The sequence below is a fragment of the Streptomyces sp. NPDC057249 genome, from assembly GCF_042669245.1.
GTDB lineage: Bacteria > Actinomycetota > Actinomycetes > Streptomycetales > Streptomycetaceae > Streptomyces.
In genome coordinates this window covers 402,711-427,634 of sequence record NZ_JBHUXS010000005.1, presented here as the reverse complement: position 1 = coordinate 427,634, position 24,924 = coordinate 402,711, and the positions used below count along the sequence as shown (strand labels likewise).

The following is a 24,924-nucleotide window of genomic DNA, read 5'->3' as shown; positions in this document are numbered from 1 at the left end:
CGCCCGCACGGGCCGGTCCGGCGGGGCGCGTCAGCGGTGGCGCAGCTCGTGTTCCAGGTGGTCGGCGAGGACCGGTACGTGGCTGTGCTCGACGTCCTTGACGGCCGTCACGAGCGTCACCGGGCCGCCCTCGCGGACCAGCCCGGCCAGCTCGTCGACGGCCGCCGACTCCGCCGGACCGGCGAGTTCGGCCCGGTAGCGCTCGACGAAGGCGTCGTAGCGCGTGTCGGAGCGGTCCTCGTGGTACCAGGAGCGCAGCTCGTCGGACGGGGTGAGGTCCTTGAGCCAGCGGTCGATCGCGGCCTTCTCCTTGGACACCCCGCGCGGCCACAGCCGGTCCACCAGGACGCGGGTGCCGTCGCCCTCCTCCGCCCCGTCGTACACCCGGCGTACGCGCACGTCACCGCTGCTGCTCACGGCCGGTCACCTCTCCTCCGCGGTCGTTCCCGGTTCTCCTCAGCTTCGCTCAGGCGCGGATGTCCCGCCACGCTCCGGGGATCGCGTCGGCGACGTCCATCGCGGCGAGCGGGGAGCCGTCGGCGGCGCGGCGGGCGGCGAGCCCGTGCAGGTAGGCCCCGGCGGAGGCGGCGTCGAGCGGGGCGAGTCCGGCGGCGAGCAGGGACCCGGTGAGGCCGGAGAGCACGTCGCCGCTGCCGGCGGTGGCCAGCCACGGGGTGCCGGTCGGGTTGACCCGGACCGGGGTGTGCGGGGCGTCCGTCGCGACGAGGGTGGTCGACCCCTTGAGCAGCACCGTGGCGCCGAACCGTGCGGCCAGCTCCCGTACGGCGGCGAGCCGCCCCGCCTCGATCTCCTCGCGCGCCACGCCGAGCAGCGCGGCGGCCTCCCCGGCGTGCGGGGTGAGGACGGTGGGCGTGGTACGGGCCCGCACCACGTCCGGGTCGAGGAGCCGCAGCCCGTCCGCGTCGACCAGCACCGGCACCTCGGTGGCCAGCACGTCGGAGACGGCCGCCACGGCCTCGGTGCCGTCGCCGAGCCCGGGGCCGACGACCCACGCCTGCACCCGTCCGGCCTCCGAGGGGCGGCCCGCGTGGACCAGGGTCTCCGGATGCCGGGCGATGACCGCCTCGCCGCCGGGGCCCGCGTAGCGCACGGCCCCCGCCCCGGCGCGCAGCGCCCCCGAGACGGCGAGCACGGCGGCCCCCGGGTAGCGCGTCGAGCCGGCGGCGATGCCGACGACACCGCGCCGGTACTTGTCGCTCTCGGCGGCCGGCACGGGCAGCAGCGCGGCCACGTCCGCGTACTGAAGGGCTTCCAGGTCGGGCACCCCGGGGAGCTCCGGTCCGAGCCCGATGTCCACGAGGCGCAGCGCCCCGGCCCGTTCGGCGGCCGGGTCCACGAGCAGCGCCGGCTTGTACGCGCCGAAGGTGACGGTGGCGTCCGCGCGCACCGCGTCGCCGGTCACCTCGCCGGTGTCCGCCTCGACCCCGCTGGGCAGGTCGACGGCGACGACGGGCGCGCCGTGCGCGGTGTACTTCCGGACCAGTTCGGCGGCCTCGGGGCGCAGCCCGCCGCGTCCGCCGATGCCGGTGATGGCGTCCACGACGAGGTCGATGCGCCCGGCCCAGTCCGCGTGGGCGGTGCTCTGCGCGCCGTCCACCACGCGTCCGCCCGCCGCGAGCAGGGCCGCGCTGCCGCCCTCGTGGGCCCGGCCCGGGGTGACCCGCACGGCGACCACGCCCGCGCCGCGCCGGGCGAGCCGGGCCCCGGCGTACAGGGCGTCGCCGCCGTTGGCGCCGGTGCCGACGAGGAGGACGACGCGGGAGCCGTAGACCCGGCCGGCCCGGCGCAGCAGATCGGCGCAGGCGGCGGCGAGCCCGGCGGCGGCGCGCTGCATCAGCGCCCCTTCGGGAAGCCGTGCCATGAGTGCCGCTTCGGCGGCCCGTACGGTGTCGACGCTGTAGGCGGTACGCATGCCTTCCAACGTACGCAGATCGAGCGCCCCCCGCAGGCTTCCCGGCGGCCGGCCGAAACCAAGCCCGCCCGGCGAACAGTCACGACGGCGACCACCCGCAACCAAGCCCGTCCAGCGAACAGTCACGACGGCGACCGGCCGAAACCAAGCCCGTCCGGCGATTGAGGACGGAACCGGCCCGCCGGAGCACCCGAGGCCACCCGGGACCCCCGCGCCCCTAGCCCTCCGCGATCACCACCGCGGACGCCACCCCCGCGTCATGGCTGAGCGACACATGCCAGCTCCGGACCCCCAACTCCGCGGCGCAAGCCGCCACCGTGCCGCGCACCCGCAGCCGCGGCTGCCCGCTCTCCTCGACGTACACCTCGGCGTCCGTCCAGAGCAGCCCACCCGGCGCGCCGAGCGCCTTCGCCAGGGCCTCCTTCGCGGCGAACCGGGCGGCCAGCGAGGCGATCCCGCGCCGCTCCCCGCTCGGCAGCAGCAGCTCCGCATCCACGAACAGCCGCGAAGCGAGCTGCGGCGTACGCTCCAGTGCCGCGTCGAACCGCTCGATCTCCGCCACGTCGATCCCGACCCCGATGATCACGTACCCACCCTCACTGCTCGTCTCGGCTCACTCCACGGTGACGGACTTCGCCAGGTTGCGCGGCTGGTCCACCTCGTTGCCCCGGGCCGTCGCGAGTTCGCAGGCGAAGACCTGCAACGGCACGGTGGCGACCAGCGGCTGAAGCAGCGTAGGCGTTGCGGGGATGCGGATGAGGTGGTCGGCGTACGGGACGACCTCGTCGTCGCCCTCCTCGGCGATGACGACCGTGCGGGCGCCCCGGGCCCGGATCTCCTGGATGTTCGACACGATCTTGCCGTGCAGCACGGACCGCCCGGCCGGGGACGGGACCACGACGACGACGGGCAGCCCGTCCTCGATGAGCGCGATCGGCCCGTGCTTCAGCTCGCCGGCGGCGAACCCCTCGGCGTGCATGTACGCGAGTTCCTTGAGCTTCAGCGCGCCTTCCAGGGCGACCGGGTAGCCGACGTGGCGGCCGAGGAAGAGCACGGTGTCGTGGGAGGCGAGGGAACGGGCCAGCTCCCGGACCGGGCCCATGGTCTCCAGGACCCGTCCGACCGAGCCGCTGATCTCGGAGAGCTGCCGGATGACGGTCCGGATCTCGTCGCCCCACTTGGCGCCGCGCACCTGGCCCAGGTAGAGGGCGACGAGGTAGCAGGCGACGAGCTGGGTGAGGAACGCCTTGGTGGAGGCGACGGCGACCTCGGGCCCGGCATGGGTGTAGAGGACGGCGTCGGACTCGCGGGGGATGGTGGAGCCGTTGGTGTTGCAGATGGCGAGCACCTTCGCGCCCTGCTCGCGGGCGTGCCGCAGGGCCATCAGGGTGTCCATGGTCTCGCCGGACTGCGAGATGGCGACGACCAGGGTGTGCGGGTCCAGGATCGGGTCGCGGTAGCGGAACTCGCTGGCCAGCTCGGTCTCGCAGGGGATGCGGGTCCAGTGCTCGATGGCGTACTTGGCGATCATCCCGGCGTGGTACGCGGTGCCGCAGGCGACGATCACCACCTTGTCGACCTCGCGCAGCTCGCCGCGCGTGATGCGGACCTCGTCCAGGTGGAGGGTGCCCTCGGGGTCGATGCGGCCGAGGAGGGTGTCGGTGACCGCCTTCGGCTGCTCCGCGATCTCCTTGAGCATGAAGGAGGCGTACCCGCCCTTCTCCGCGGCCGAGGCGTCCCAGTCCACGTGGTACTCGCGCACCTCGGCGGGCCGGCCGTCGAAGCCGGTGACGAGGACGCCGTCCCGGCGCAGCTCCACGACCTGGTCCTGGCCGAGTTCGATCGCGGACCGGGTGTGCTCGATGAACGCGGCGACGTCGGAGGCGAGGAAGGACTCGTCGTCCCCGAGCCCCACGACGAGCGGGGAGTTGCGCCGGGCGCCGACCACCACGTCCGGCGCGTCCGCGAAGACCGCGACCAGGGTGAACGCCCCTTCGAGGCGGCGGCACACCTGGCGCATGGCCTCCGCCGGCTCCCCGCTCTGGCTGTACGCCTCGGCGAGGAGGTGGGCGACGGTCTCGGTGTCGGTCTCGGAGAGCAGGTCGTGGCCGCGCTCGCCGAGTTCGGCGCGCAGGGCGGCGAAGTTCTCGATGATCCCGTTGTGGACGACGGCGACGCGGCCGGCGTTGTCCAGGTGGGGGTGGGCGTTGGCGTCCGTGGGTCCGCCGTGGGTGGCCCAGCGGGTGTGGCCGATTCCGGCGGTGCCGGCCGGGAGCGGTTGCTCGCTCAGCGACTTCTCCAGGTTGACCAGCTTCCCGGCCTTCTTGGCGGCGGCGAGCCCGCCGTCGGCGAGGACGGCGATCCCGGCGGAGTCGTAGCCCCGGTACTCCAGCCGCTTGAGGCCCGCGACGACGACGTCCTGCGCCGACTGCCCGCCGACGTAACCCACGATTCCGCACATAGTGGTCCCTTCCTGGTCACCAGCCCCTGTTCTTCGCATAGTCGCAGAAGTAACCCCCATTTCAAGCCGACCGGAGCGCTACCCGGCGCGTACCGGAACGGGTTCCCGCACCTCGGCCGCGGTCGCGGGCCGCTCCCCCTTCACCAGCAGCAGCACCGCCGCGCCCGCGACGATCCCCACCGCACCGGCCACCACCGCGGCCGTGTTGAGCCCCGAGGCGAACGCCGTCCGCAGCGCGTGCTCCGGCACCCCGGCGGCCCGCAGCCCCGCCGCGCCGCCGCCCGCCAGGGCGTGGGACTCCCCGTCGCCCAGGCTGTCCGCCATCCGGGAGGTCAGCACCGTCCCGAGCACGGCGACCCCGAAGGCGTAACCGAGCTGGCGGAAGGTGTTGACCGCGCCGCCCGCCATACCGGCCCGCTCCGGCGGGACCGCGGCGAGCGCCGCGCCCGCGATGGCCGGCGAGACCAGCCCCGTACCGATGCCCGCGAGCGCCAGGCCCGGGATCAGGGCGGGCCAGGAGGAGCCCGCGCCCAGGACCGCCTGGGCGAGGGTGCCGGCGCCGATGAGGGCGAGTCCGACGCCGATGGTGAACCGCGGCCGCACCCCGTGCAGCAGCCGGCCGCCGGCCGCGGCGACCACGAACGAGGTGGCCGCGAGCGGCAGGACCGCCAGGCCGCCCTGGACCGGGCTGAGTCCGAGCACCGTCTGCAACCAGATCGAGGTGTACGGCAGCACGCCGAAGGCCGCCATGTTGAAGGCGAGCGCCCCGGCCATCACCCCGGTGAACGCGGAGGTGCGGAACAGCGAGAGGTCGAGCAGCGGGTGCGCGACGCGCAGTTCCACGAGGACGAAGCAGAGCAGGGCGAGCGCGGCGATCCCGAACGTGGCGAGCGTCTGCCCGGACCCCCAGCCGACGCCGCCCGCCCGCACGACGGCGTACGTCGCCGCCCCGGCGAACACCGCGAAGGCGACGGTCCCCGCCCAGTCGGTGCGCCGGTCCCGCGCCCCGTGCGACTCGGGCACGGTCCGCAGGGTGAGCCAGATCGCGGCGACGCTCACGGGGAGGTTGACGAAGAAGATCCACCGCCAGCCGGGCCCCTCGGCGAGCAGCCCGCCGACCACGGGCCCGATCGCGGCGGCTCCCCCGGCCACCGCGCCCCAGAGGCCGAGCGCCACGGACCGGTCCTTGCCCCGGTACACCGAGGCCAGCAGCGGCAGCGTCGTCGCGAACATCGCGGCGGCCCCCACGCCCTGGACCCCGCGCGCCGCCACCAGCAGGGCCGGCGACGGGGCGAGCCCGCAGGCCAGCGAGGCGGCGGCGAACAGCACGACGCCGACGACGTGGACCCGGCGCCGGCCGAGCCGGTCGGCCGCCGCGCCCGTGCCGAGGAGCAGGGCGGCCAGCGCGAGGGCGTAGCCGTCGATGACCCATTGCAGATCGGAGAGCGAGGCGTCGAGCGCCTTCGCCATGTCGGGCAGTGCCACGATGACGATCGTGACGTCCAGCAGCAGCATGAACGTCCCCAGACAGACCGCGGTCAGCGGCCCCCACTTACGCATGTCCTTGTCCTTCTCCCGAATGGGTTCCCCGTGACCGGCGGCCACCCCCGTACGATCGGACGACCGCGTCCGGAATCCCCAGCCACTGGCTCCCCGGCGGCGGAATCCGACAGGGAAGGGGCCTTTTACAGTGGAATCCCCCATCCGGGGCGACGCCCTGGACCTGCGCATCCTGCACGCGCTGGAGCTGGACGCCCGCGCGCCCTTCAGCCGGATCGCGGCCGTCCTCGGCGTCTCCGACCAGACGGTCGCGCGCCGCTTCCGCTCCCTGCGCGCGGAGGCGGGACTGCGGGTGTTGGGCGTGCGGTGCGCGGCCTCCGAGGAGTCGTTCGAGCACTGGCTGCTGCGGGTGCGGTGCGCGCCGGAGGGCGCGATGCCGATCGCGGAGGCCCTGGCCAAGCGGCCCGACACGTCGTGGATCGGGCTCACCTCGGGCGGTACGGAGGTGACGTGCACGGTCAACGTGCGCAGCCGGAACGACGCGGACGACCTGCTCATCGGCAAGCTGCCGCGCACCCCGCACATCGTGGACATCCGCGCGCACCAGCTGCTGCACCGGTTCTATGGGGGCCCGGCCGGCTGGCTGCACAAGAGCGGGGCGCTGACGCCGGAGGAGGCCGCCGCGCTCACCCCGGTTCCCGCCTCCGCCCCGCCCGGCCCGGCCGTCATCACCGCCGACGACGAGCCGCTGGTCGCCGCGCTGGAACGGGACGGCCGGGCCACGTACCCGGAACTCCAGCGGGCGACCGGCCTCTCCGAATCGGCGGTCCGGCGCCGGATGGCCCGGCTGGTGGCCTCGGGGGCGCTGTACGTGGACGTGGAGTTCGACTCCGACCACCTCGGCTACCGCAACCCGGGCATGCTGTACGTCACCGCCGCGCCCCGCGCCCTGCACGCGGTGGGCACGGCCCTGGCCGCGGACCGGGAGGTGGCGTACGCGGCGGCCACCACGGGCCCGTCCAACCTGATGGCGGTCGTGATCACCCGCGACCCGGCCCACCTCTACCGCTACCTGAGCGAGCGCCTGGGCGACCTGGACGGCGTCGAGCACGTGGAGTCGATGCCGCTGCTGCGCCGGGTGAAGCAGCTGACGTACCAGCCGTTCCGCGGGTAGCGGACCATCGGAACGGTGTACGGCGATGAGTCCGGGCCGTCCGGGGAGTCTCCCCTTGCGTTGCCACCCACTACCGGGAGAAGAGCACTGATGGCTCAACTGCTGAAGGTCCAGAACTTCACCGTCTCCGCCGACGGCGTCGCGTGCGGGGAGAACCAGACCCTGGAGCGGCCCTTCGGCCATGTCGACCCGGGGCAGCTGTTCTCCTGGGCCGGGGCGACGGCGAGCTGGCCGAACCGGACCGACCCGGGCGGGAGCCGGGGCCTGGACGACTACATGACGCGGGACTTCTCGCACAACATCGGCGCCGAGATCATGGGCCGCAACAAGTTCGGTCCGCAGCGCGGGCCGTGGGAGGACCACGCGTGGCAGGGCTGGTGGGGTGACGAGCCGCCGTTCCACACGCCGGTGTTCGTCCTCACGCACCACGAGCGCCCCTCCTTCACGCTGTCGGACACCACGTTCCACTTCGTGGCCGGCGAGCCCGCCGAGGTCCTGGCCCGGGCCCGGGAGGCCGCCCGGGGCAAGGACGTGCGCCTCGGCGGCGGGGTGACGACCGTGCGGGAATTCCTGGACGCCGACCTGGTCGACACCCTGCACATCGCGGTGGCGCCGCAGAAGCTGGGCTCGGGCCTGCGGCTGTGGGACTCGCCGGACGAGCTGCGCGACCGGTTCCACCTGGACGTCGTGCCGAGCCCGAGTGGGATGACGCACCACCTGTTCTGGCGGAAGTAGCCCGCCGGACCGTGCGGGGAGGCAGGACGTTGCATGATCATGCGAGATGATGCATAATCTTCCTATGTCCAAGGTCCTCACCTCCCTGCCCACCGGCGAACGCGTCGGCATCGCCTTCTCGGGCGGCCTCGACACCTCGGTCGCGGTCGCGTGGATGCGCGACAAGGGTGCCGTCCCGTGCACCTACACCGCCGACATCGGCCAGTACGACGAGCCCGACATCGCGTCGGTCCCGGGCCGCGCCAAGACGTACGGCGCCGAGCTCGCCCGCCTGGTCGACTGCCGCGCCGCGCTCGTCGAGGAGGGCCTGGCCGCGCTGACGTGCGGGGCGTTCCACATCCGCTCCGGCGGCCGGGCGTACTTCAACACGACGCCGCTGGGCCGCGCGGTCACCGGCACGCTCCTGGTCCGGGCGATGCTGGAGGACGACGTCCAGATCTGGGGCGACGGCTCCACGTTCAAGGGCAACGACATCGAGCGGTTCTACCGCTACGGCCTGCTGGCCAACCCGCACCTGCGCATCTACAAGCCCTGGCTGGACGCCGAGTTCGTGACGGAGCTCGGCGGCCGCAAGGAGATGTCGGAGTGGCTGGTCGCCCACGGCCTGCCCTACCGGGACAGCACCGAGAAGGCGTACTCCACCGACGCCAACATCTGGGGTGCCACCCACGAGGCCAAGACGCTGGAGCACCTGAACACCGGTGTGGAGACCGTCGAGCCGATCATGGGCGTGCGGTTCTGGGACCCGTCGGTCGAGATCGAGACCGAGGACGTCACGATCGGCTTCGACCAGGGCCGGCCGGTCACGATCAACGGCGAGAAGTTCGACACCGCCGTGGACCTGGTCCTGAAGGCGAACGCCATCGGCGGCCGGCACGGCCTGGGCATGTCCGACCAGATCGAGAACCGGATCATCGAGGCCAAGAGCCGGGGCATCTACGAGGCCCCCGGCATGGCCCTGCTGCACGCCGCGTACGAGCGCCTGGTCAACGCCATCCACAACGAGGACACCCTCGCCCAGTACCACAACGAGGGCCGCCGCCTCGGCCGTCTGATGTACGAGGGCCGCTGGCTGGACCCGCAGGCGCTGATGGTCCGCGAGTCGATCCAGCGCTGGGTCGGCACCGCCGTCACCGGCGAGGTCACCCTGCGGCTGCGGCGCGGCGAGGATTACTCGATCCTCGACACCACGGGCCCGGCCTTCAGCTACCACCCGGACAAGCTGTCCATGGAGCGCACCGAGGACTCTGCGTTCGGCCCGGTCGACCGCATCGGTCAGCTCACCATGCGGAACCTGGACATCGCGGACTCCCGCGCCAAGCTGGAGCAGTACGCGGGCCTCGGCATGATCGGCACCGCGAACCCGGCCATCGGCGCGGCCCAGGCCGCCGCCACCGGCCTGATCGGCCGGCTCCCCGAGGGCGGCGCCGAGGCCATCGCCTCGCGCGGCGAGGTCTCGGACCAGGACGAGATGCTGGACCGCGCGGCGATGGAGTCCGGCACGGACTGACCCGTCCCGCACGCACGACCGGCCGGACACCCTTCGGGGTGCCCGGCCGGCTCTGTTCCGTACGGGGGGAGTGCGAGGAGCCACGGTCAGGGGCGCCCCGCCGGTTCGAGGCTGCGCGCGGGGTCGTCACCGGCCGGGGCGGGCGCGGCCCCGGTGTGCTCGGCGGGGACGAAGCTGTCCTTGACCGCCCGCTTCTCCTTCCAGAGGTGGTAGACGGCGATCGCGAGGATGGCCGTGCCCACCGCGTTGGCCACGAAGTGCCACCAGACCCGGTACGTCGCCAGCGCCGGGCCGGCCTCGATGGCGCCGAACCAGGTCGACAGACCGATGGCCCGGCTCGCGCCCAGTGCGACGGAGGCGGTCAGCACGATGTGCTCCAGGCCGTGGATGCCCTGCATCCAGACACCCATCCGGGCCCACTTGCGCGACTTCAGCTGCCCGGCGACCCGGTGCGTGATCTGCACGATGCCGACCAGGCCGGCGAGGAAGATGAAGTTCCCGATCAGGTGCAGGATCTCCATCCCCAGCGACGGCTTGCTCGGATCGAGCTGCCCGAACCCGCGGGAGAAGCTGTTGCCCCACGGGGTCATCCAGGCCGGGTCGTAGGGGTGCGCGATCCAGTACGCGGCCTGGGCGACGTGCTCCTGGAAGTGACCGATCTGGCCGATCACACCGATCCCGATGAGCGCCACGGCGACCTTGTACAGCCACGGCCGCACCGCCCGCCGGTTGCCGACCGCGAGCACCACGACGGCAGCCCACATCGCGACGGCCCAGCCGGTGAACAGGACGGCGCCCAGGGTGTCCACCGTCGATGCGGTGGACCCCATCCCGGGCATCCCTGACATTCCTGAGTGATCCATACGAGGCCCCTTCGACGAGACATACGTGTGCGAAGAGACTGCTGTCAGACCACCCGTTCTGCCTTCTTCCGGATTGCTGAACCCGCCACCCAGAAGAAGCCGGGCAGGCCGACCGGCAGCGGCCCCGCACCGGTGGGGCCGCTCCCCCACGTGACCGAGCCCACCCCCCACTCCCGTACGACTGCCGCAACAATGAATACGTGATCACCTCACCCGCACGGAGCCCCCGGCGCGCCGAGCACGCGGCGACGCCGTACGTCGACCTCTCCCGGGCGGAGTGGAGCGCGCTGCGCGACAAGACCCCGCTGCCGCTGACCGCCGAAGAGGTGGAGCGGCTGCGCGGGCTCGGCGACGTCATCGATCTCGACGAGGTGCGGGACGTCTACCTGCCGCTGTCGCGGTTGCTGAACCTGTACGTGCAGGCCACCTCCGGGCTGCGCGGCGCGCTCAACACCTTCCTCGGGGACGCGGGCAACGGGCAGGGCGCACAGCGCGGCACCCCGTTCGTCATAGGGGTCGCGGGCAGCGTCGCCGTGGGCAAGTCCACCACCGCGCGCATCCTCCGGGCCCTGCTGGCCCGCTGGCCGGAGCACCCCCGGGTCGAGCTGGTCACCACCGACGGATTCCTGCTGCCGATGAAGGAGCTCCACGCGCGCGGCCTGATGTCGCGCAAGGGGTTCCCGGAGTCGTACGACCGGCGCGCCCTCACCCGGTTCGTCGCCGACATCAAGGCCGGCAAGGACGAGGTCACCGCCCCGGTCTACTCGCACCTGATCTACGACATCGTGCCCGGCGAACGGCTCACCGTGCGCCGTCCGGACATCCTCATCGTGGAGGGGCTGAACGTCCTCCAGCCCGCCCTGCCCGGCAAGGACGGACGCACCAGGGTGGGGCTCGCCGACTACTTCGACTTCAGCGTGTACGTGGACGCCCGGCCGGAGGACATCGAGACCTGGTACCTCAACCGGTTCCGGAAGCTGCGCGAGACGGCGTTCCAGGACCCGTCCTCGTACTTCCGCAAGTACACCCAGGTCTCCGAGGCCGAGGCGATGGAGTACGCGGCCACCATGTGGCGCACCATCAACCGGCCGAACCTCGTGGAAAACGTGGCGCCGACCCGTGGACGTGCCACGCTGGTGCTGCGCAAGGGGCCCGACCACAAGGTGCAGCGGCTGTCACTGCGCAAGCTCTGACCTCGGAGGGCCCGCGCCGTGCTGCACCTACGCCTGATCGTGCCCGCCGACCGCACGGACGAGGTGACGAACCTGCTGGAGCGGACGGCCGGCACCGCCCACCTCGCGGTGCTGCCGGGCGTGGCCCGCGACCCGGCCGGCGACATGGTGCTGTGCGACGTGGCGCGCGAGGCGGGCGACGAGCTGATCGGGGCGCTGCGGCGGCTGGGGGTCGACCGGTTCGGGGCGATCACCGTGAACGGCCTGGACCTCACGCTCTCCGCCTGCGCCGACCGGGCCGAGGAGGCGGCACCCGGCGAGGGCGCGGACGCGGTGCTGTGGGAGGAGCTCTCCGAGGCGACCCACGAGGAGTCCACGTTCAGCGTCACCTATCTGGCGTTCCTCGCCGTCGCCACGATGCTCGCGGCCTGCGGTGTGATGCTCGACAACGCGATCCTCATCGTGGGCGCGATGGCGGTGGGCCCGGAGTTCGGGCCGCTGGCCGGGATCTCTACGGCGCTGGTGCAGCGCGCCCCGCACCTCGTGTGGCGCTCGCTGTGGGCGCTGGTCGGCGGTTTCGCGGCGGCCATGGCGCTGACCGCCGGCTTCTCCTGGCTGATGGACCTGCTCGGGCTGTTCGAGGAGAGCATGATCGAGGCCGACCGGCCCAACACCTCGTTCGTCTGGCAGCCGGACTGGCTGTCGTTCGTCGTCGCGTTCCTCGCGGGCATCGCCGGGACGCTCTCGCTCACCTCGGCGAAGTCGGGCGCGCTGATCGGCGTCGCCATCTCGGTGACGACCGTGCCGGCCGCCGCCAACGCGGCGGTGGCCTTCAGTTACAGCGACTACACCCAGATGTCCGGCTCGGCGCGCCAGCTCATGGAGAACCTCGGCGGCATCGTCGTCGCCGGCACGCTGACGCTGATCACGCAGAAGGCGCTGTGGCACGCGGCCCAGCGCCGCCAGCGCGCCCAGGAGCCTCCGGCGGCGAAGGACACGGCAGGCGACGGACCGGCAAGGTGAGGGCCGCCGAGACTTCCGTAACCCCCACACGCATCCGGCGGCGCGCCGATGGCAGTCTTCGGCCATGGCCGACATCGGGGAAGTGATCTGCCGCGTTCCTGGACGGCGCGTGATGTGGTGGGGCGCCGGGGCGGGTGCCGCCGGAGCGGTCGTGGCCGCGCTGCGCGCGGGGCGCCTGGACGAGGCCGATCCGTGGTTCATCATGGGGCTCGTGGTCGCCGTGGCGGGGCTGTACTTCCTGTACGCGGCCACCGCGCGGCTCACCGCGGACGCGTACGGGCTGCGCTCCCGGACCCTGCTGCGCCGCCGTGCGGTGCCGTGGTCCCGGATCGTGGATCTGCGCCGGTACGTGCAGCCCGGGCGGAACCAGGACATCCACCGCGTCAGCGTGCTGCTGGACGACGGGCGGGCGTGGCTGCCGCCCCTGCCGGTGAGCGGGAACGACGCTGCGGCGTTCGACGCGGACCTGAGGGCGCTGCGCGCGCTGCACCGCCGTCACGGGGCCCCGGCGTCCGACCGGGCGCCCGTCATCACCTACCGGTCGGCGGGGCGCCGGCCGGTCGCCGCGTGGCTCCTGTGCGTAGTGCTGCTCGCCGCCTCGGCCGTGGCCGCGTCCTATGTGGCGGACGCCGCGGCGGAGCAGCGGGCGTGGCGGGCGGCCGTGCCCTGCACCGCCGCCACCCCGGCCGCCGAGCGCCGCGACTGCCTGACCACCTTCGACGGGGTGATCGAGCGGACCGACGTCAACCAGGGCAGGGGCACCAGCTGGCTCTACTTCACCGACGACCGGCCGGTCCACCGGCTCGGGGTCTCCCGGGACGACGCGGCCGCGTTCCGCGCCGGGGAGAAGGTGGAGCTGGTCTTCTGGCACGGCTCGGCCAGGACGGTCACCGGCGAGCACCGGGTCTGGCACGACCACCTCATCAGCCCCGGGGAACTCGCCGCCTTCTCCGCGCTCTGCCTGCTGGGGGCGGGGTACGCGGGGGCCCGGCTGCTGGTCCGGGGGCGCGGGCGCGGACTGCGGGACGACGAGCTGCTGCCCTCCGCCCTGCCGTTCGCGTACGCGCTCGGCGCGACGGCCCTGTGGCTGGTGCCCCTGGTCTACCTGCACTCCACGGACCCGCTGGGCTCACCGGGCAGGGTGGCCTGGGCGGCGGCGGGCACGGCGGTCACCGCGGCCGGGCTCGGCCTCGCCTGGCGCGCCACCCGCGTCCGGCCCCCGGGCGAGGCCGAGGCCGCCGCCCCGGACGGGCGCGACCACTTCCTGCCCGCCCGTTTCCTGGAGGCCACCGCGTACAACCCGAATCACTTCGGCACCCATGTGGTCATCGGCGGCGGCCCGCCGGCCGTGACGCCCCACCGGGGCCCCGGCCGCTTCGCCGCCCGCCGCATCCCCGCGGAACGGCTCACCGTCACGGACGTGCGGCGGGCCCGGGGCAGCGACGGCGACACCGTCCCCCGGGACTGGCACATCGCCGAGCTGGACGACGCCGGCGCACCGGTCCGGCTCGCCGCCGCACCTGCGGACCTGGCCCGGATCGTCGACGCGCTGGAGCGCGAACGCCGGGACGGCGGGCAGGGCCCGGACACGGCGGCGCCCCGGCCGTGAGACCGGGGCGCCGCCGGGCCGGGCACCCCGGCGCCGGTCAGCCCAGCGCCGACTTCACGACGTCCGCCAGCTGCCCCGCCACCGTGCGGGCCTGCTCGATGTCCGCCGCCTCGACCATGACCCGGACCAGCGGCTCCGTGCCCGAGGGGCGCAGCAGCACCCGGCCGGTGGCTCCCAGCTCGCGTTCGGCCTCCGCGACGGCGGCGGCCACCTCCTGCGAGGTGTGCACGCGGGACTTGTCGACGTCCGGGACGTTGACCAGGACCTGCGGCAGGCGCTCCATGACCCCGGCCAGCTCGGCGAGCGAGCGGCCCGTCGCGGCGACCCGGGCCGCGAGCATCAGGCCGGTCAGGGTGCCGTCGCCGGTCGTGGCGTGGTCCAGGACGATGACGTGGCCGGACTGCTCGCCGCCCAGCGCGTAGCCCTCGGCCTTCATGGACTCCAGGACGTAGCGGTCGCCGACGGCGGTCTGGACGAGCTGGATGCCCTCGCGCTCCATGGCCAGCTTAAAGCCGAGGTTCGACATCACGGTGCCGACCACGGTGTCCCCGCGCAGCTGGCCGGCCTCGCGCATGGCGAGGGCCAGCACGGCGAGGATCTGATCGCCGTCGACCTCCTCGCCCGCCGCGTCCACGGCCAGGCAGCGGTCGGCGTCGCCGTCGTGCGCGATGCCCAGGTCCGCGCCGTGCTCGACGACGGCGGCGCGCAGCAGCGCCAGGTGCGTGGAGCCGCAGCCGTCGTTGATGTTCAGCCCGTCCGGCTCGGCGCCGATCGTGACGACCTCGGCCCCGGCGCGGGCGAACGCCTCGGGCGAGACGCGGGCGGCGGCGCCGTGCGCCTCGTCCAGGACGACCTTCAGACCGTCGAGCCGGTTCGGCAGGACACCGATGAGGTGGGCGACGTACCGGTCGAAGCCCTCCACGTAGTCGGTGACGCGGCCGACGCCGGAGCCGGTGGGACGGTTCCACGGCGCACCGGTGCGGTGCTGCTCGTACACCGTCTCGATGCGGTCCTCCAGCTCGTCGGCGAGCTTGTGGCCGCCCCGGGCGAAGAACTTGACACCGTTGTCCGGCATGGCGTTGTGGCTGGCCGAGAGCATGACCCCGATGTCGGCGCCCAGGGCGCCGGTGAGGTAGGCGACGGCCGGGGTCGGCAGCACGCCGACGCGCAGCACGTCGACGCCGGCGCTCGCCAGGCCGGCCACGACGGCGGCCTCCAGGAACTCTCCGGAGGCGCGTGGGTCACGGCCCACCACGGCCGTCGGCCGATGGCCCTCGAAGGTGCCCGCCTCGGCCAGTACGTGTGCCGCGGCCACCGAGAGGCCGAGCGCGAGCTCGGCCGTCAGGTCCGCATTGGCGACACCGCGCACGCCGTCCGTGCCGAAGAGTCGTCCCACTGGTGTCCTCCGAAAGTGCTCCGAAACGCAAAAGTCAGATCACGCAACCAACAAGCCTATGAACGCCTTATGCCGTTATATGCCCGAGGATGTCGATAAACGAACGCCCCGGCAGCACGAGAGGTGCCGCCGGGGCGAACGATGTAACGCGGATGAGCAGGCGGTTTAGCGCTTGCTGTACTGCGGCGCCTTGCGGGCCTTCTTGAGACCGGCCTTCTTGCGCTCGACCGCACGGTCGTCGCGGGAGAGGAAGCCGGCCTTCTTCAGGGTCGCGCGGTTGTTGTCCACGTCCGCCTCGTTCAGCGCGCGGGCCACGCCCAGGCGCAGGGCGCCGGCCTGACCCGAGACGCCGCCACCCGCGATGCGGGCGATGACGTCGTAACGGCCGTCGAGCTCGAGCACCTTGAAGGGCTCGTTGACTTCCTGCTGGTGCACCTTGTTCGGGAAGTAGCTCTCAAGGGTGCGACCGTTGATCTTCCACTTGCCGGTGCCCGGAACGATCCGGACGCGGGCGATCGCGTTCTTGCGACGGCCCAGGCCGGCGGCGGGCTGCGGGTCGCCGAAGCGGCCGGCGAGCGACTCGGAGGTGTACTCACCCTCGACGGGGACCTCGGACTCGAAGGTGGTCACCTCGGCGAAGGTCTCCTCGCCCTCGGTGCCCTCGACGGTGTCAACAGTGGTCTCGGCCACGATTCTCCTCAGATCTTTCTTTATGTCTTTGGGGGGAGGCCGGGACTACTGCGCGACCTGGGTGATCTCGTACGGAACCGGCTGCTGCGCAGCGTGCGGGTGCTGGTCACCCGCGTAGACCTTCAGCTTCGAGATCATCTGGCGGCCCAGGGAGTTCTTGGGGATCATGCCCTTGATGGCCTTCTCGACGGCCTTCTCGGGGTTGTTCGCGAGGAGGTCGTCGTAACGCACGGAGCGCAGACCACCCGGGAACCCGGAGTGGCGGTACGCCATCTTCTGGGTCCTCTTGTTGCCGGACAGGTGAACCTTGTCGGCGTTGATGATGATGACGAAGTCGCCCATGTCCATGTGGGGGGCGTAAATCGCCTTGTGCTTGCCTCGCAGGAGGTTCGCAGCCGTGGTGGCGAGACGGCCCAGGACGACGTCCTGCGCGTCAATGATGTGCCACTGACGGGTCACATCGCCGGGCTTGGGGCTGTACGTACGCACTTCGTAGCCTTCGCTTCTTCAGTGGATGGGGTCCAGACACACGACACCTCTGAAGCGATCATGCAGCTGGGGCACACAATGCCGGGACGACGCCCGTATGCGAGCCACTGGTAACTGCTCCAGAGAACTTGCGCAAGGGCTCTCCGCGCCGCGAGGACGCAGCCCATACGCATAACAAAGGTCGACACTACCCGGCCGGGCCCGGACGGGTCAAAACGCGCCCCTCACCGCACCCGCTCGACCCGCCGCTCGTCCCACACCGGCTCGGACGTCTCACGGACCACCCCGTCCGAGCCGAAGACCAGGTAGCGGTCGAAGCTCTTCGCGAACCACCGGTCGTGCGTCACCGCGAGCACCGTGCCCTCGTACGCCTCCAGACCGTCCTGCAGCGCCTCCGCCGACTCCAGGTCCAGGTTGTCCGTCGGCTCGTCCAGCAGCAGCGCGGTCGTGCCGGACAGCTCCAGGAGCAGGATCTGGAACCGGGCCTGCTGCCCGCCGGACAGCTTCTCGAACGGCTGGTCCCCCTGCCGCTCCAGCTCGTACCGGCGCAGCACGGACATCGCCCCGCCCCGGTCCTTCGCGTGCTCGGTCCACAGGATGTCGACCAGCGAGCGGCCCAGCAGCTCCGGGTGCGCGTGGGTCTGCGCGAAGTGGCCGGGGACCACCCGCGCGCCGAGCTTCCACTCCCCCGTGTGCGCGACGGGCTCGCCCGCCAGCAGCCGCAGGAAGTGGGACTTGCCGGACCCGTTGGAGCCGAGGACCGCGACCCGTTCCCCGTAGAAGACCTCCAGGTCGAACGGTTTCATCAGGCCGGTCAGCTCCAGCTTCTGGCAGGTCACCGCCCGCACCCCGGTCCGGCCGCCGCGCAGCCGCATCCGGATGTCCTGCTCGCGCGGCGGCTCCGGCGGCGGGCCCGCCTCCTCGAACTTCCGGAACCGGGTCTGCATGGCGTGGTAGCGGCTCGCCATGTCGGGGCTGATCGCCGCCTGCTGGCGCAGCCGGTGCAGGAGCGCCTTCAGCCGCTTGTGCTCCTCCTCCCAGCGCCGCAGCAGTTCCTCGAAGCGGGCGAACCGCTCCTTGCGGGCCTGGTGGTACGTGTCGAAGCCGCCGCCGTGCACCCAGACGTCGCTGCCGGCCGGGCCCGGCTCCACGCTGACGATCTTCTGCGCGGCCCGGGACAGCAGCTCCCGGTCGTGGGAGACGAAGAGCACCGTCTTACGGGTCTCCTTCAGCCGCTCCTCCAGCCACCGCTTGCCGGGGACGTCGAGGTAGTTGTCCGGCTCGTCCAGGAGCAGCACCTCGTCGGGGCCGCGCAGCAGGGCCTCCAGGACCAGCCGCTTCTGCTCCCCGCCGGACAGCGTGCGCACCTCGCGCCACTGCGCCTTCTCGTACGGGACGCCGAGCGCGGCCATCGTGCACATGTCCCAGACCGTCTCGGCCTCGTACCCGCGCGCCTCCGCCCAGTCGCTCAGCGCCTGCGCGTACGCCATCTGCGCGGCCTCGTCGTCCACGGTGAGGATGCGCTCCTCGGCCCGGTCGACGGCGAGCGCGGCCTCCCGGATACGGGGCTGCGCGACGGAGACCAGCAGGTCGCGGACGGTGCGCTCGTCGCGCACCGAGCCGACGAACTGGCGCATCACGCCGAGCCCGCCGCTCACCGACACCGAGCCGCCGTGCGGCTGGAGCTCCCCGGCGAGCAGCCGCAGCAGGGTGGTCTTGCCGGCCCCGTTCGCCCCGACGAGGGCGACGACGGCACCGTCGGCCACCCGGAACGAGGCATCGCCGAGCAGCACCCGCCCGTCCGGAAGGTAGTACTCAAGGTGGCCCGCTTCGAGATGTCCCATGCGGAGCATTGTCACGGGCGGCGGAGGTTTGGCCCAACCGGATTACGCGGCGTCTAGGATGCGCGGCATGAGCTTTGGGCAAGGGGGGCCCTTCCAGGGGCCCGAGGGGCCGGAGAACGGCGGCACTCCCGACTGGGAGGCGCTGGCCGATGCCTCCGCGGCCCGCGCCAGGCGCAAGAAGTGGCTGCTCATCGGCGGCGGCGCCCTCGCCACGGCGGCCGTCGCCGCGGCCGTGGCGACGGCGGTGGTCTCCGGGAACGGCGACGGCTCCCGCCGCGACACCGGGAAGCACGCGAGCGAGCTGCCCACGGCGGACGGGCTGCCCACCGAGCTGCCCGCCCCCGAACCGTCGTTCTCGTCGGTGGCGCCCCCGCCCCCGCCGGACCCCCGGGACTACATAGCCGACGTGAAGAAGGACCGGCTGCCGGTCACCGTCGACTCCTTCTTCCCCGACGACGAGCTGACCGCCGGCGGCCGTACGTACACCAGGGGCGCGACCCACCGCACCGGGCGGTGCGCCACGACCACCCAGGGCGCGCTGGGCGCCATCCTCACCGCCAACGGCTGCGACCAGGTCATCCGGGCCACGTACACCCGGGGCGGCGTGGCGGTCACCGTGGGCGTCGCGGTCTTCGACACGGAGGCCCAGGCGAAGCGGACCGCGCGGCTGGCGAGCGGCGGACTGGCCTCGCTGAGCGGGCCGGGCGTCCCGGTCTTCTGCCGCGGCGGCGTGTACTGCCGCCGCACCGCGAACTCGTACGGCCGGTACGCGTACTTCACGGTCGGCGGTTTCACGGACGGCCACGACGTCACCAAGGCCGACAAGGACGTCTACACGACCGGCGACGACCTGACGGACCACACGTTCCGCCGGATTCGCCACCGCGGCGAGGTCCAGGCATCCGCCGCCGCGAACCTCACCACGACCTAGGGCCTGTCCGGCGGATCTTCGTGGAGCAGCCCGCGGCGTCTGGTGCGTGCTATCGGCGCGCGCCCGCATCACCCTCGTACTGGACGTACTTGGGTGATGCGGGCGTGCGGCGAGAGTGCGTGCCAGGCGTCGCGGGCCCGCGAAGATCCGCCGGACAGGCCCTAGCAGCAGGCCGCCCCGGGGAGCGTCCGCACATTGCGGGCCTCCACCGCGCGCGCCGCCAGCAGCTCGTCGGCCGGGTACGCGACCTCCTCCAGGGTCAGCCCGTGCGGGCGCACCACGTGCACCCCGGGGTCGCGCACCCCGGCCGCGAGCACCTCGGCCGGCCACGGGTCGGGGCGCCGCCCGTCGCCCACGAAGAGCATGGCGCCGACCAGGGCGCGCACCATGTTGTGGCAGAAGGCGTCCGCCTGCACGGTCCCGGTGATGATCCCGGTCGCCGCGTCCCGCACCCAGTGCAGCTTCTGAAGCGTCCGGATGGTCGTCGCGCCCTCGCGCTTCTTGCAGTACGCCGCGAAGTCGTGCTCCCCGGTCATCCGCGCGGCGGCGGCGTTCATCGCGGCCACGTCCAGCGGCCGGTCGTGCCAGAGCACATGGCCCCGGACCAGGGGGTCGACGCCGCCGGGGCGGTCGGCGACGCGGTACGCGTACCGGCGCCACAGGGCGGAGAACCGGGCGTTGAAGCCGGGCGGCGCCTCCTTGATCCGCCAGACCCGCACATCGGGGGCCATCCGCCCGGCGAGCCGCCTGAGCAGCTTCTCCTCGTGCTCGGCCCACACCTCGTCCGGCAGATCGACGTGGGCGACCTGGCCCCGGGCGTGCACCCCGGCATCGGTGCGGCCGGCCACCGTCAGGTCGTACGTGCGTGAGGAGCGGGTCACGGTCCGCAGCGCGTCCTCGATCTCGCCCTGGACCGTCCGCCGCGCGGTCTGCTTCGCCCAGCCCGAGAAGTCCTTGCCGTCATAGGCCAGGTCCAGCCGTACCCGTACAAAGCCGGGCTCCACCTCGTCACTCACCAGCGCATCCTCTCAAGATCCCGCACAGCCGAACGGGCCCGCACCGCCCCGGAGGGTGATGCGGACCCGTTCAGTGGTTCCGGAACGCTCAGGCGTCCTGCGCGTCCTCGACGGACTCGACCGGGGTCTCGTCCTTCTTGGCCGCGTCTTCCTTGACCGCACGCTTGGTGGCGGCCTCGGCCTCACCGGTGGCCTGCTGCGCCACGGTCAGCGCCTCGACCAGCTCGATGACGGCCATCGGGGCGTTGTCGCCACGACGGTTGCCGATCTTGGTGATGCGGGTGTAACCACCGGGGCGGTTCTCGTACCGCGGGGCGATCTCGGTGAAGAGCGTGTGGACGACGCCCTTGTCCGTGATCGACTGCAGCACCAGGCGACGGTTGTGGATGTCGCCCTTCTTCGCCTTGGTGATGAAACGCTCCGCGACCGGACGCAGGCGGCGGGCCTTGGCCTCGGTCGTGGTGATGCGGCCGTGCTCGAACAGCGACTTCGCGAGGTTGTTGAGAAGAAGCTTCTCGTGCGCGGCGCTGCCGCCCAGACGGGCACCCTTGGCGGGCTTCGGCATGGGTTTTCTCCTTGTGTGCTGCACCGGCCGTATCAGGTACCGGTGTCAGTTCCCACGCGGCGGCCGCCGCGCGGAAGTGTGTGCTGTCGCCGGGCGTTCAAGCCCGTCCGGCGATTGAGGACAGAAGCCCTCGCCCGGACCGGGGCGCCCACACAGGTACCCCGGCCGGGAAACGGCTCAGTACTGCTCGGTCTCCACGAAACCCGCGTCCGCGTCGTCCTCGGCGCCGAAGGCGTCAGCCGCGGCGGTCGGGTCGAAGCCGGGAGGCGAGTCCTTCAGCGCCAGGCCCATACCGGCCAGCTTCGCCTTGACCTCGTCGATCGACTTCGCACCGAAGTTGCGGATGTCGAGCAGGTCCGCCTCGGAGCGGGCCACCAGCTCGCCCACCGAGTGGATGCCCTCGCGCTTCAGGCAGTTGTACGAGCGGACCGTGAGCTCCAGCTCCTCGATCGGCAGCGCCAGGTCCGCCGCGAGCGCGGCGTCCGTCGGCGACGGGCCCATGTCGATGCCCTCGGCGTCGATGTTGAGCTCGCGCGCCAGACCGAACAGCTCGACCAGGGTCTTGCCGGCCGACGCCATCGCGTCACGCGGACGCATGGCCTGCTTGGTCTCGACGTCGACGATCAGCTTGTCGAAGTCGGTGCGCTGCTCGACACGGGTCGCCTCGACCTTGTACGTGACCTTGAGCACCGGCGAGTAGATGGAGTCGACCGGGATACGGCCGATCTCCTGGCCCACCTGCTTGTTCTGGACGGCGGAGACGTAGCCGCGACCGCGCTCGACGGTCAGCTCCATCTCCAGCTTGCCCTTGCCGTTCAGCGTGGCGAGGACCAGGTCCGGGTTGTGCACCTCGACACCGGCCGGCGGAGCGATGTCCGCGGCGGTGACCAGGCCGGGGCCCTGCTTGCGCAGGTACATCACGACCGGCTCGTCGTGCTCCGAGGAGACGACCAGCTGCTTGATGTTGAGGATGAGGTCGGTCACGTCCTCCTTGACGCCCGGCACGGTGGTGAACTCGTGCAGGACACCGTCGATGCGGATGCTGGTGACAGCGGCACCCGGGATCGAGGAGAGGAGCGTGCGGCGCAGGGAGTTGCCGAGCGTGTAGCCGAAGCCGGGCTCCAGCGGCTCGATGACGAACCGCGAGCGGAACTCGTCGACGACCTCTTCGGTCAGCGACGGACGCTGAGCGATCAGCATGATGTGAGTCCTTCAGTCGTGGGCACCCACTATTTGATGCCCGACAGATGTAACAAGGGTACGGGCGGTACGCCTCCGAAGAGGTGTACCGCCCGGACCCGGCGCTACTGGCGCACGGCCGTCACCGGCCGTGACGGCTCAGACGCGGCGACGCTTCGGCGGACGGCAGCCGTTGTGCGGCGTCGGGGTGACGTCCTGGATCGAGCCGACCTCCAGGCCGGTGGCCTGGAGGGAGCGGATCGCGGTCTCGCGGCCGGAGCCCGGACCCTTCACGAAGACGTCGACCTTGCGCATGCCGTGCTCCTGCGCGCGGCGGGCGGCCGACTCGGCGGCCATCTGCGCGGCGAAGGGGGTGGACTTGCGCGAGCCCTTGAAGCCGACGTGGCCGGCGGAGGCCCAGGAGATCACGTTGCCCGTGGGGTCCGTGATCGAGACGATCGTGTTGTTGAACGTGCTCTTGATGTGCGCGTGGCCGTGAGCGACGTTCTTCTTTTCCTTGCGGCGCACCTTCTTGGCTGCGCCCTGACGACCCTTGGGGGGCATGTCTTGACTCCAGATGGAGAGGGGAGGTGATCGGTCCTACAGCGAAGACCGCTGGTTGCTGCGGAGGCCGGGAAGCCGGTCGCCCGCAGTGCGTCCGCTGAGGACTACTTCTTGCCGGGCTTCTTCTTGCCGGCGATCGCGCGACGCGGACCCTTGCGGGTACGGGCGTTGGTGCTGGTGCGCTGGCCGTGGACCGGCAGACCGCGGCGGTGACGCAGACCCTGGTAGCAGCCGATCTCGACCTTGCGGCGGATGTCGGCCTGGATCTCGCGGCGGAGGTCACCCTCGGTGCGGAGGTTGGCGTCCACGTACTCGCGGATCTTGACCAGGTCCTCTTCGGCCAGGTCGCGAACGCGGGTGTTCGGGTTCACGCCGGAGGCGGCGAGGATCTCCTTGGACCGGGTGCGCCCGATACCGAAGACGTAGGTGAGGGCAACCTCCACGCGCTTTTCGCGCGGGATGTCAACACCTGAAACGCGTGCCATTCAATGGCTCCAGTTGTTAAGTCGGGGGTCTTCCGCAGAACCACTCCCGACCGCCGACCCCTCGCTCGGAGAGGTGGTACGTCCGGGTCCCCGGCCCCCGCCGGAGGTGCCGTCAGCCGTGGCTTGGACGGGCTCTGCGTATGTACGTGTTACGTGCGTCGCGCGAACTGCGAGATGCAGGGGGTCGTGCGTCAGCCCTGGCGCTGCTTGTGGCGCAGGTTGTCGCAGATGACCATGACCCGGCCGTGACGGCGGATCACCTTGCACTTGTCGCAGATCTTCTTGACGCTCGGCTTGACCTTCATGGGATGTCAGGTTCTCCGGGTCAGTGCCCACGTCCGCACGGATGCGGACGGCGGCAAGATCTACTTGTAGCGGTAGACGATCCGGCCACGCGTCAGGTCGTACGGAGAGAGCTCCACGACGACCCGGTCATCCGGGAGGATGCGGATGTAGTGCATACGCATCTTGCCGCTGATGTGCGCGAGGACCTTGTGACCGTTCTGGAGCTCCACCTTGAACATGGCGTTCGGGAGGGACTCGATCACGGTGCCCTCAATTTCGATGGCACCTTGCTTCTTGGCCACGCTTCGCCCTTCGAATCGGCTACCTTGATCGACTTTCGCTCTTCGTATGCGGGCACACGGATGCACGAGAGCCGACGAGTCAGTCTACGTCAGCGAACTCCCGAATGCGAATCCGTCAAGTTTGCCCAGCCGGGGAGATCCTTAGACCTCCCTGCGGACCCGAATCAGGCCAGGGGGTCCGGCGCGGCCTCCACGCCGTACTGCGCCAGCTTCTCGCGGCCGCAGTCCGGGGCGGTGAGGACCAGCGGGCCCTGCTCCGTGAGGGCGATGGAGTGCTCCCAGTGCGAGGACCAGGTGCCGTCCGTGGTGATGACGGTCCACTCGTCCTCCAGCACCTCCGTGTGCGGGGTGCCCAGCGAGACCATGGGCTCGATGGCCAGGCAGAGGCCCGGGACCAGCTTGACGCCCTTGCCGCGCTTGCGGGAGACGTAGTTCAGCAGGTGCGGGTCCATGTGCATCTCGGTGCCGATGCCGTGCCCGCCGTAGTCCTCGATGATCCCGTACTTGCCGGTGGCCGGGCGGGGCTGGCGGCGGATGTAGGACTCGATCGCCTTCGAGATGTCGACCAGGCGGTTGTTGACCTTCATCGCGGCGATGCCGGCCCACATCGACTCCTCGGTCACCCGGGAGAGCTCGACCAGCTCCGGAGCGTGGCCCGTGCCCACGAAGGCCGTGTACGCGGCGTCGCCGTGCCAGCCGTCCACGATGGCGCCGGCGTCGATGGAGATGATGTCGCCGTCCTTGAGGACCGTCTTGTCGTCCGGGATGCCGTGGACGACGACCTCGTTGACCGAGGTGCAGATGGTCGCGGGGAACCCGCCGTACCCGAGGAAGTTCGACTTCGCGCCGTGGTCGGCGATCACCTTGCGGGCGACCTGGTCCAGGTCGCGGGTGGTGGCGCCGGGCACCGCCGCCTCACGGGTGGCCGCGTGGATGGCTGCGACCACCAGCCCCGCCTCGCGCATCTTCGCGATCTGCTCGGGGGTCTTGATCTGCACCATGCTGCGGCGCCTTTCCGGTGGGACGGTGACGGGGGGCGGGGCTTCCACGATACGCGGCGGCAAGCAGTCGGGCGCGGCGGCCGCGGACGCCCCGGCCGGCGCGGACGGCGGGGGGGGGGGGGCGCCGGCGGGCGCCGACGGCCCGGGGCGGCGGGGCGGGGGCGGGCGCGGACAGCAGCGGGCGGAGCCAGGCCGTG

The 24,924-nt window shown here is 72.1% G+C and carries 25 protein-coding genes; 7 read left to right on the top strand and 18 right to left on the bottom strand.

Annotated features, from left to right (window positions below):
• Window positions 1-30 precede the first annotated feature (30 nt).
• From ACFUJY_RS12760 to ACFUJY_RS12740, 5 genes are all read right to left on the bottom strand, one after another.
• Window positions 31-417, bottom strand: coding sequence for a DUF488 domain-containing protein (locus tag ACFUJY_RS12760; protein WP_383298048.1), 387 nt, complete (start codon window positions 415-417; stop codon window positions 31-33).
• Between the two features lie 49 nt (window positions 418-466).
• Complete coding sequence (locus ACFUJY_RS12755; protein WP_383298046.1) at window positions 467-1,933, bottom strand: NAD(P)H-hydrate dehydratase; 1,467 nt, start codon at window positions 1,931-1,933, stop codon at window positions 467-469.
• 217 nt (window positions 1,934-2,150) lie between these two features.
• The gene (locus ACFUJY_RS12750) at window positions 2,151-2,519 is read right to left on the bottom strand and encodes a holo-ACP synthase (RefSeq protein ID WP_383298044.1); all 369 of its coding nucleotides are present in this window, start codon (window positions 2,517-2,519) and stop codon (window positions 2,151-2,153) included.
• 27 nt (window positions 2,520-2,546) lie between these two features.
• Window positions 2,547-4,394 carry a glutamine--fructose-6-phosphate transaminase (isomerizing) gene (glmS, locus tag ACFUJY_RS12745; protein WP_383298043.1) on the bottom strand — a complete coding sequence of 616 codons (1,848 nt, stop codon included), beginning with the start codon at window positions 4,392-4,394 and terminating at the stop codon, window positions 2,547-2,549.
• A 78-nt stretch (window positions 4,395-4,472) separates the two neighbouring features.
• Window positions 4,473-5,954 (bottom strand): MFS transporter, encoded by a 1,482-nt coding sequence (locus ACFUJY_RS12740; RefSeq protein WP_383298041.1) that lies wholly within the window; start codon window positions 5,952-5,954, stop codon window positions 4,473-4,475.
• A 130-nt stretch (window positions 5,955-6,084) separates the two neighbouring features.
• On the opposite strand from ACFUJY_RS12740, the gene ACFUJY_RS12735 reads away from it, so the two are divergent.
• From ACFUJY_RS12735 to argG, 3 genes are all read left to right on the top strand, one after another.
• Window positions 6,085-7,068, top strand: coding sequence for an Lrp/AsnC family transcriptional regulator (locus ACFUJY_RS12735; protein WP_383298039.1), 984 nt, complete (start codon window positions 6,085-6,087; stop codon window positions 7,066-7,068).
• A 90-nt stretch (window positions 7,069-7,158) separates the two neighbouring features.
• The gene (locus ACFUJY_RS12730; protein ID WP_383298037.1) at window positions 7,159-7,803 is read left to right on the top strand and encodes a dihydrofolate reductase family protein; all 645 of its coding nucleotides are present in this window, start codon (window positions 7,159-7,161) and stop codon (window positions 7,801-7,803) included.
• Between the two features lie 64 nt (window positions 7,804-7,867).
• Window positions 7,868-9,313, top strand: coding sequence for an argininosuccinate synthase (gene argG / locus ACFUJY_RS12725; RefSeq protein WP_383298036.1), 1,446 nt, complete (start codon window positions 7,868-7,870; stop codon window positions 9,311-9,313).
• Window positions 9,314-9,399: 86 nt separating this feature from the next.
• Here the strand turns inward: argG and ACFUJY_RS12720 are convergent, their stop codons facing one another.
• The gene (locus ACFUJY_RS12720) at window positions 9,400-10,152 is read right to left on the bottom strand and encodes a DUF6008 family protein (RefSeq protein WP_383298035.1); all 753 of its coding nucleotides are present in this window, start codon (window positions 10,150-10,152) and stop codon (window positions 9,400-9,402) included.
• Window positions 10,153-10,376: 224 nt separating this feature from the next.
• Between ACFUJY_RS12720 and coaA the strand changes: the two genes are divergently transcribed.
• The 3 genes from coaA (at window position 10,377) to ACFUJY_RS12705 (ending at window position 13,980) form a co-directional block, all read left to right on the top strand.
• Window positions 10,377-11,369, top strand: coding sequence for a type I pantothenate kinase (coaA, locus tag ACFUJY_RS12715; protein WP_161211383.1), 993 nt, complete (start codon window positions 10,377-10,379; stop codon window positions 11,367-11,369).
• An 18-nt stretch (window positions 11,370-11,387) separates the two neighbouring features.
• A complete protein-coding gene (locus ACFUJY_RS12710; protein ID WP_383298033.1) occupies window positions 11,388-12,371 on the top strand; it encodes a DUF389 domain-containing protein in 984 nt (327 codons plus the stop codon).
• Window positions 12,372-12,435: 64 nt separating this feature from the next.
• Window positions 12,436-13,980, top strand: a complete 1,545-nt coding sequence (locus ACFUJY_RS12705; protein WP_383298032.1) for a PH domain-containing protein — start codon at window positions 12,436-12,438, stop codon at window positions 13,978-13,980.
• A 37-nt stretch (window positions 13,981-14,017) separates the two neighbouring features.
• On the opposite strand, the gene glmM is transcribed toward ACFUJY_RS12705, so the two are convergent.
• From glmM to ACFUJY_RS12685, 4 genes are all read right to left on the bottom strand, one after another.
• The gene (gene glmM / locus ACFUJY_RS12700; protein WP_383298030.1) at window positions 14,018-15,376 is read right to left on the bottom strand and encodes a phosphoglucosamine mutase; all 1,359 of its coding nucleotides are present in this window, start codon (window positions 15,374-15,376) and stop codon (window positions 14,018-14,020) included.
• A 165-nt stretch (window positions 15,377-15,541) separates the two neighbouring features.
• A complete protein-coding gene (gene rpsI / locus ACFUJY_RS12695; protein WP_361023621.1) occupies window positions 15,542-16,066 on the bottom strand; it encodes a 30S ribosomal protein S9 in 525 nt (174 codons plus the stop codon).
• Between the two features lie 45 nt (window positions 16,067-16,111).
• Window positions 16,112-16,555: a 50S ribosomal protein L13 gene (gene rplM / locus ACFUJY_RS12690; RefSeq protein ID WP_018101206.1), complete on the bottom strand. Its 444-nt coding sequence runs from the start codon at window positions 16,553-16,555 to the stop codon at window positions 16,112-16,114.
• A gap of 224 nt (window positions 16,556-16,779) precedes the next feature.
• Window positions 16,780-18,399 (bottom strand): ABC-F family ATP-binding cassette domain-containing protein, encoded by a 1,620-nt coding sequence (locus ACFUJY_RS12685; RefSeq protein WP_383298028.1) that lies wholly within the window; start codon window positions 18,397-18,399, stop codon window positions 16,780-16,782.
• A gap of 67 nt (window positions 18,400-18,466) precedes the next feature.
• On the opposite strand from ACFUJY_RS12685, the gene ACFUJY_RS12680 reads away from it, so the two are divergent.
• Complete coding sequence (locus ACFUJY_RS12680) at window positions 18,467-19,330, top strand: hypothetical protein (protein WP_383298026.1); 864 nt, start codon at window positions 18,467-18,469, stop codon at window positions 19,328-19,330.
• 161 nt (window positions 19,331-19,491) lie between these two features.
• Here ACFUJY_RS12680 and truA read toward each other — a convergent pair whose 3' ends face one another.
• The 8 genes from truA to map form a co-directional block, all read right to left on the bottom strand.
• The gene (truA, locus tag ACFUJY_RS12675) at window positions 19,492-20,346 is read right to left on the bottom strand and encodes a tRNA pseudouridine(38-40) synthase TruA (protein ID WP_383298025.1); all 855 of its coding nucleotides are present in this window, start codon (window positions 20,344-20,346) and stop codon (window positions 19,492-19,494) included.
• Between the two features lie 88 nt (window positions 20,347-20,434).
• Window positions 20,435-20,911: a 50S ribosomal protein L17 gene (gene rplQ / locus ACFUJY_RS12670; protein ID WP_018101210.1), complete on the bottom strand. Its 477-nt coding sequence runs from the start codon at window positions 20,909-20,911 to the stop codon at window positions 20,435-20,437.
• Between the two features lie 177 nt (window positions 20,912-21,088).
• Window positions 21,089-22,111 (bottom strand): DNA-directed RNA polymerase subunit alpha, encoded by a 1,023-nt coding sequence (locus tag ACFUJY_RS12665; RefSeq protein WP_019526960.1) that lies wholly within the window; start codon window positions 22,109-22,111, stop codon window positions 21,089-21,091.
• Between the two features lie 138 nt (window positions 22,112-22,249).
• Window positions 22,250-22,654 carry a 30S ribosomal protein S11 gene (gene rpsK, locus ACFUJY_RS12660; protein ID WP_003948617.1) on the bottom strand — a complete coding sequence of 135 codons (405 nt, stop codon included), beginning with the start codon at window positions 22,652-22,654 and terminating at the stop codon, window positions 22,250-22,252.
• A gap of 104 nt (window positions 22,655-22,758) precedes the next feature.
• Window positions 22,759-23,139, bottom strand: coding sequence for a 30S ribosomal protein S13 (rpsM, locus tag ACFUJY_RS12655; RefSeq protein ID WP_018101211.1), 381 nt, complete (start codon window positions 23,137-23,139; stop codon window positions 22,759-22,761).
• Between the two features lie 191 nt (window positions 23,140-23,330).
• Window positions 23,331-23,444 (bottom strand): 50S ribosomal protein L36, encoded by a 114-nt coding sequence (rpmJ, locus tag ACFUJY_RS12650; protein WP_003956441.1) that lies wholly within the window; start codon window positions 23,442-23,444, stop codon window positions 23,331-23,333.
• 60 nt (window positions 23,445-23,504) lie between these two features.
• Window positions 23,505-23,726: a translation initiation factor IF-1 gene (gene infA, locus ACFUJY_RS12645; protein WP_003956442.1), complete on the bottom strand. Its 222-nt coding sequence runs from the start codon at window positions 23,724-23,726 to the stop codon at window positions 23,505-23,507.
• 164 nt (window positions 23,727-23,890) lie between these two features.
• The gene (map, locus tag ACFUJY_RS12640; protein WP_383298024.1) at window positions 23,891-24,727 is read right to left on the bottom strand and encodes a type I methionyl aminopeptidase; all 837 of its coding nucleotides are present in this window, start codon (window positions 24,725-24,727) and stop codon (window positions 23,891-23,893) included.
• Window positions 24,728-24,924: the final 197 nt, after the last annotated feature.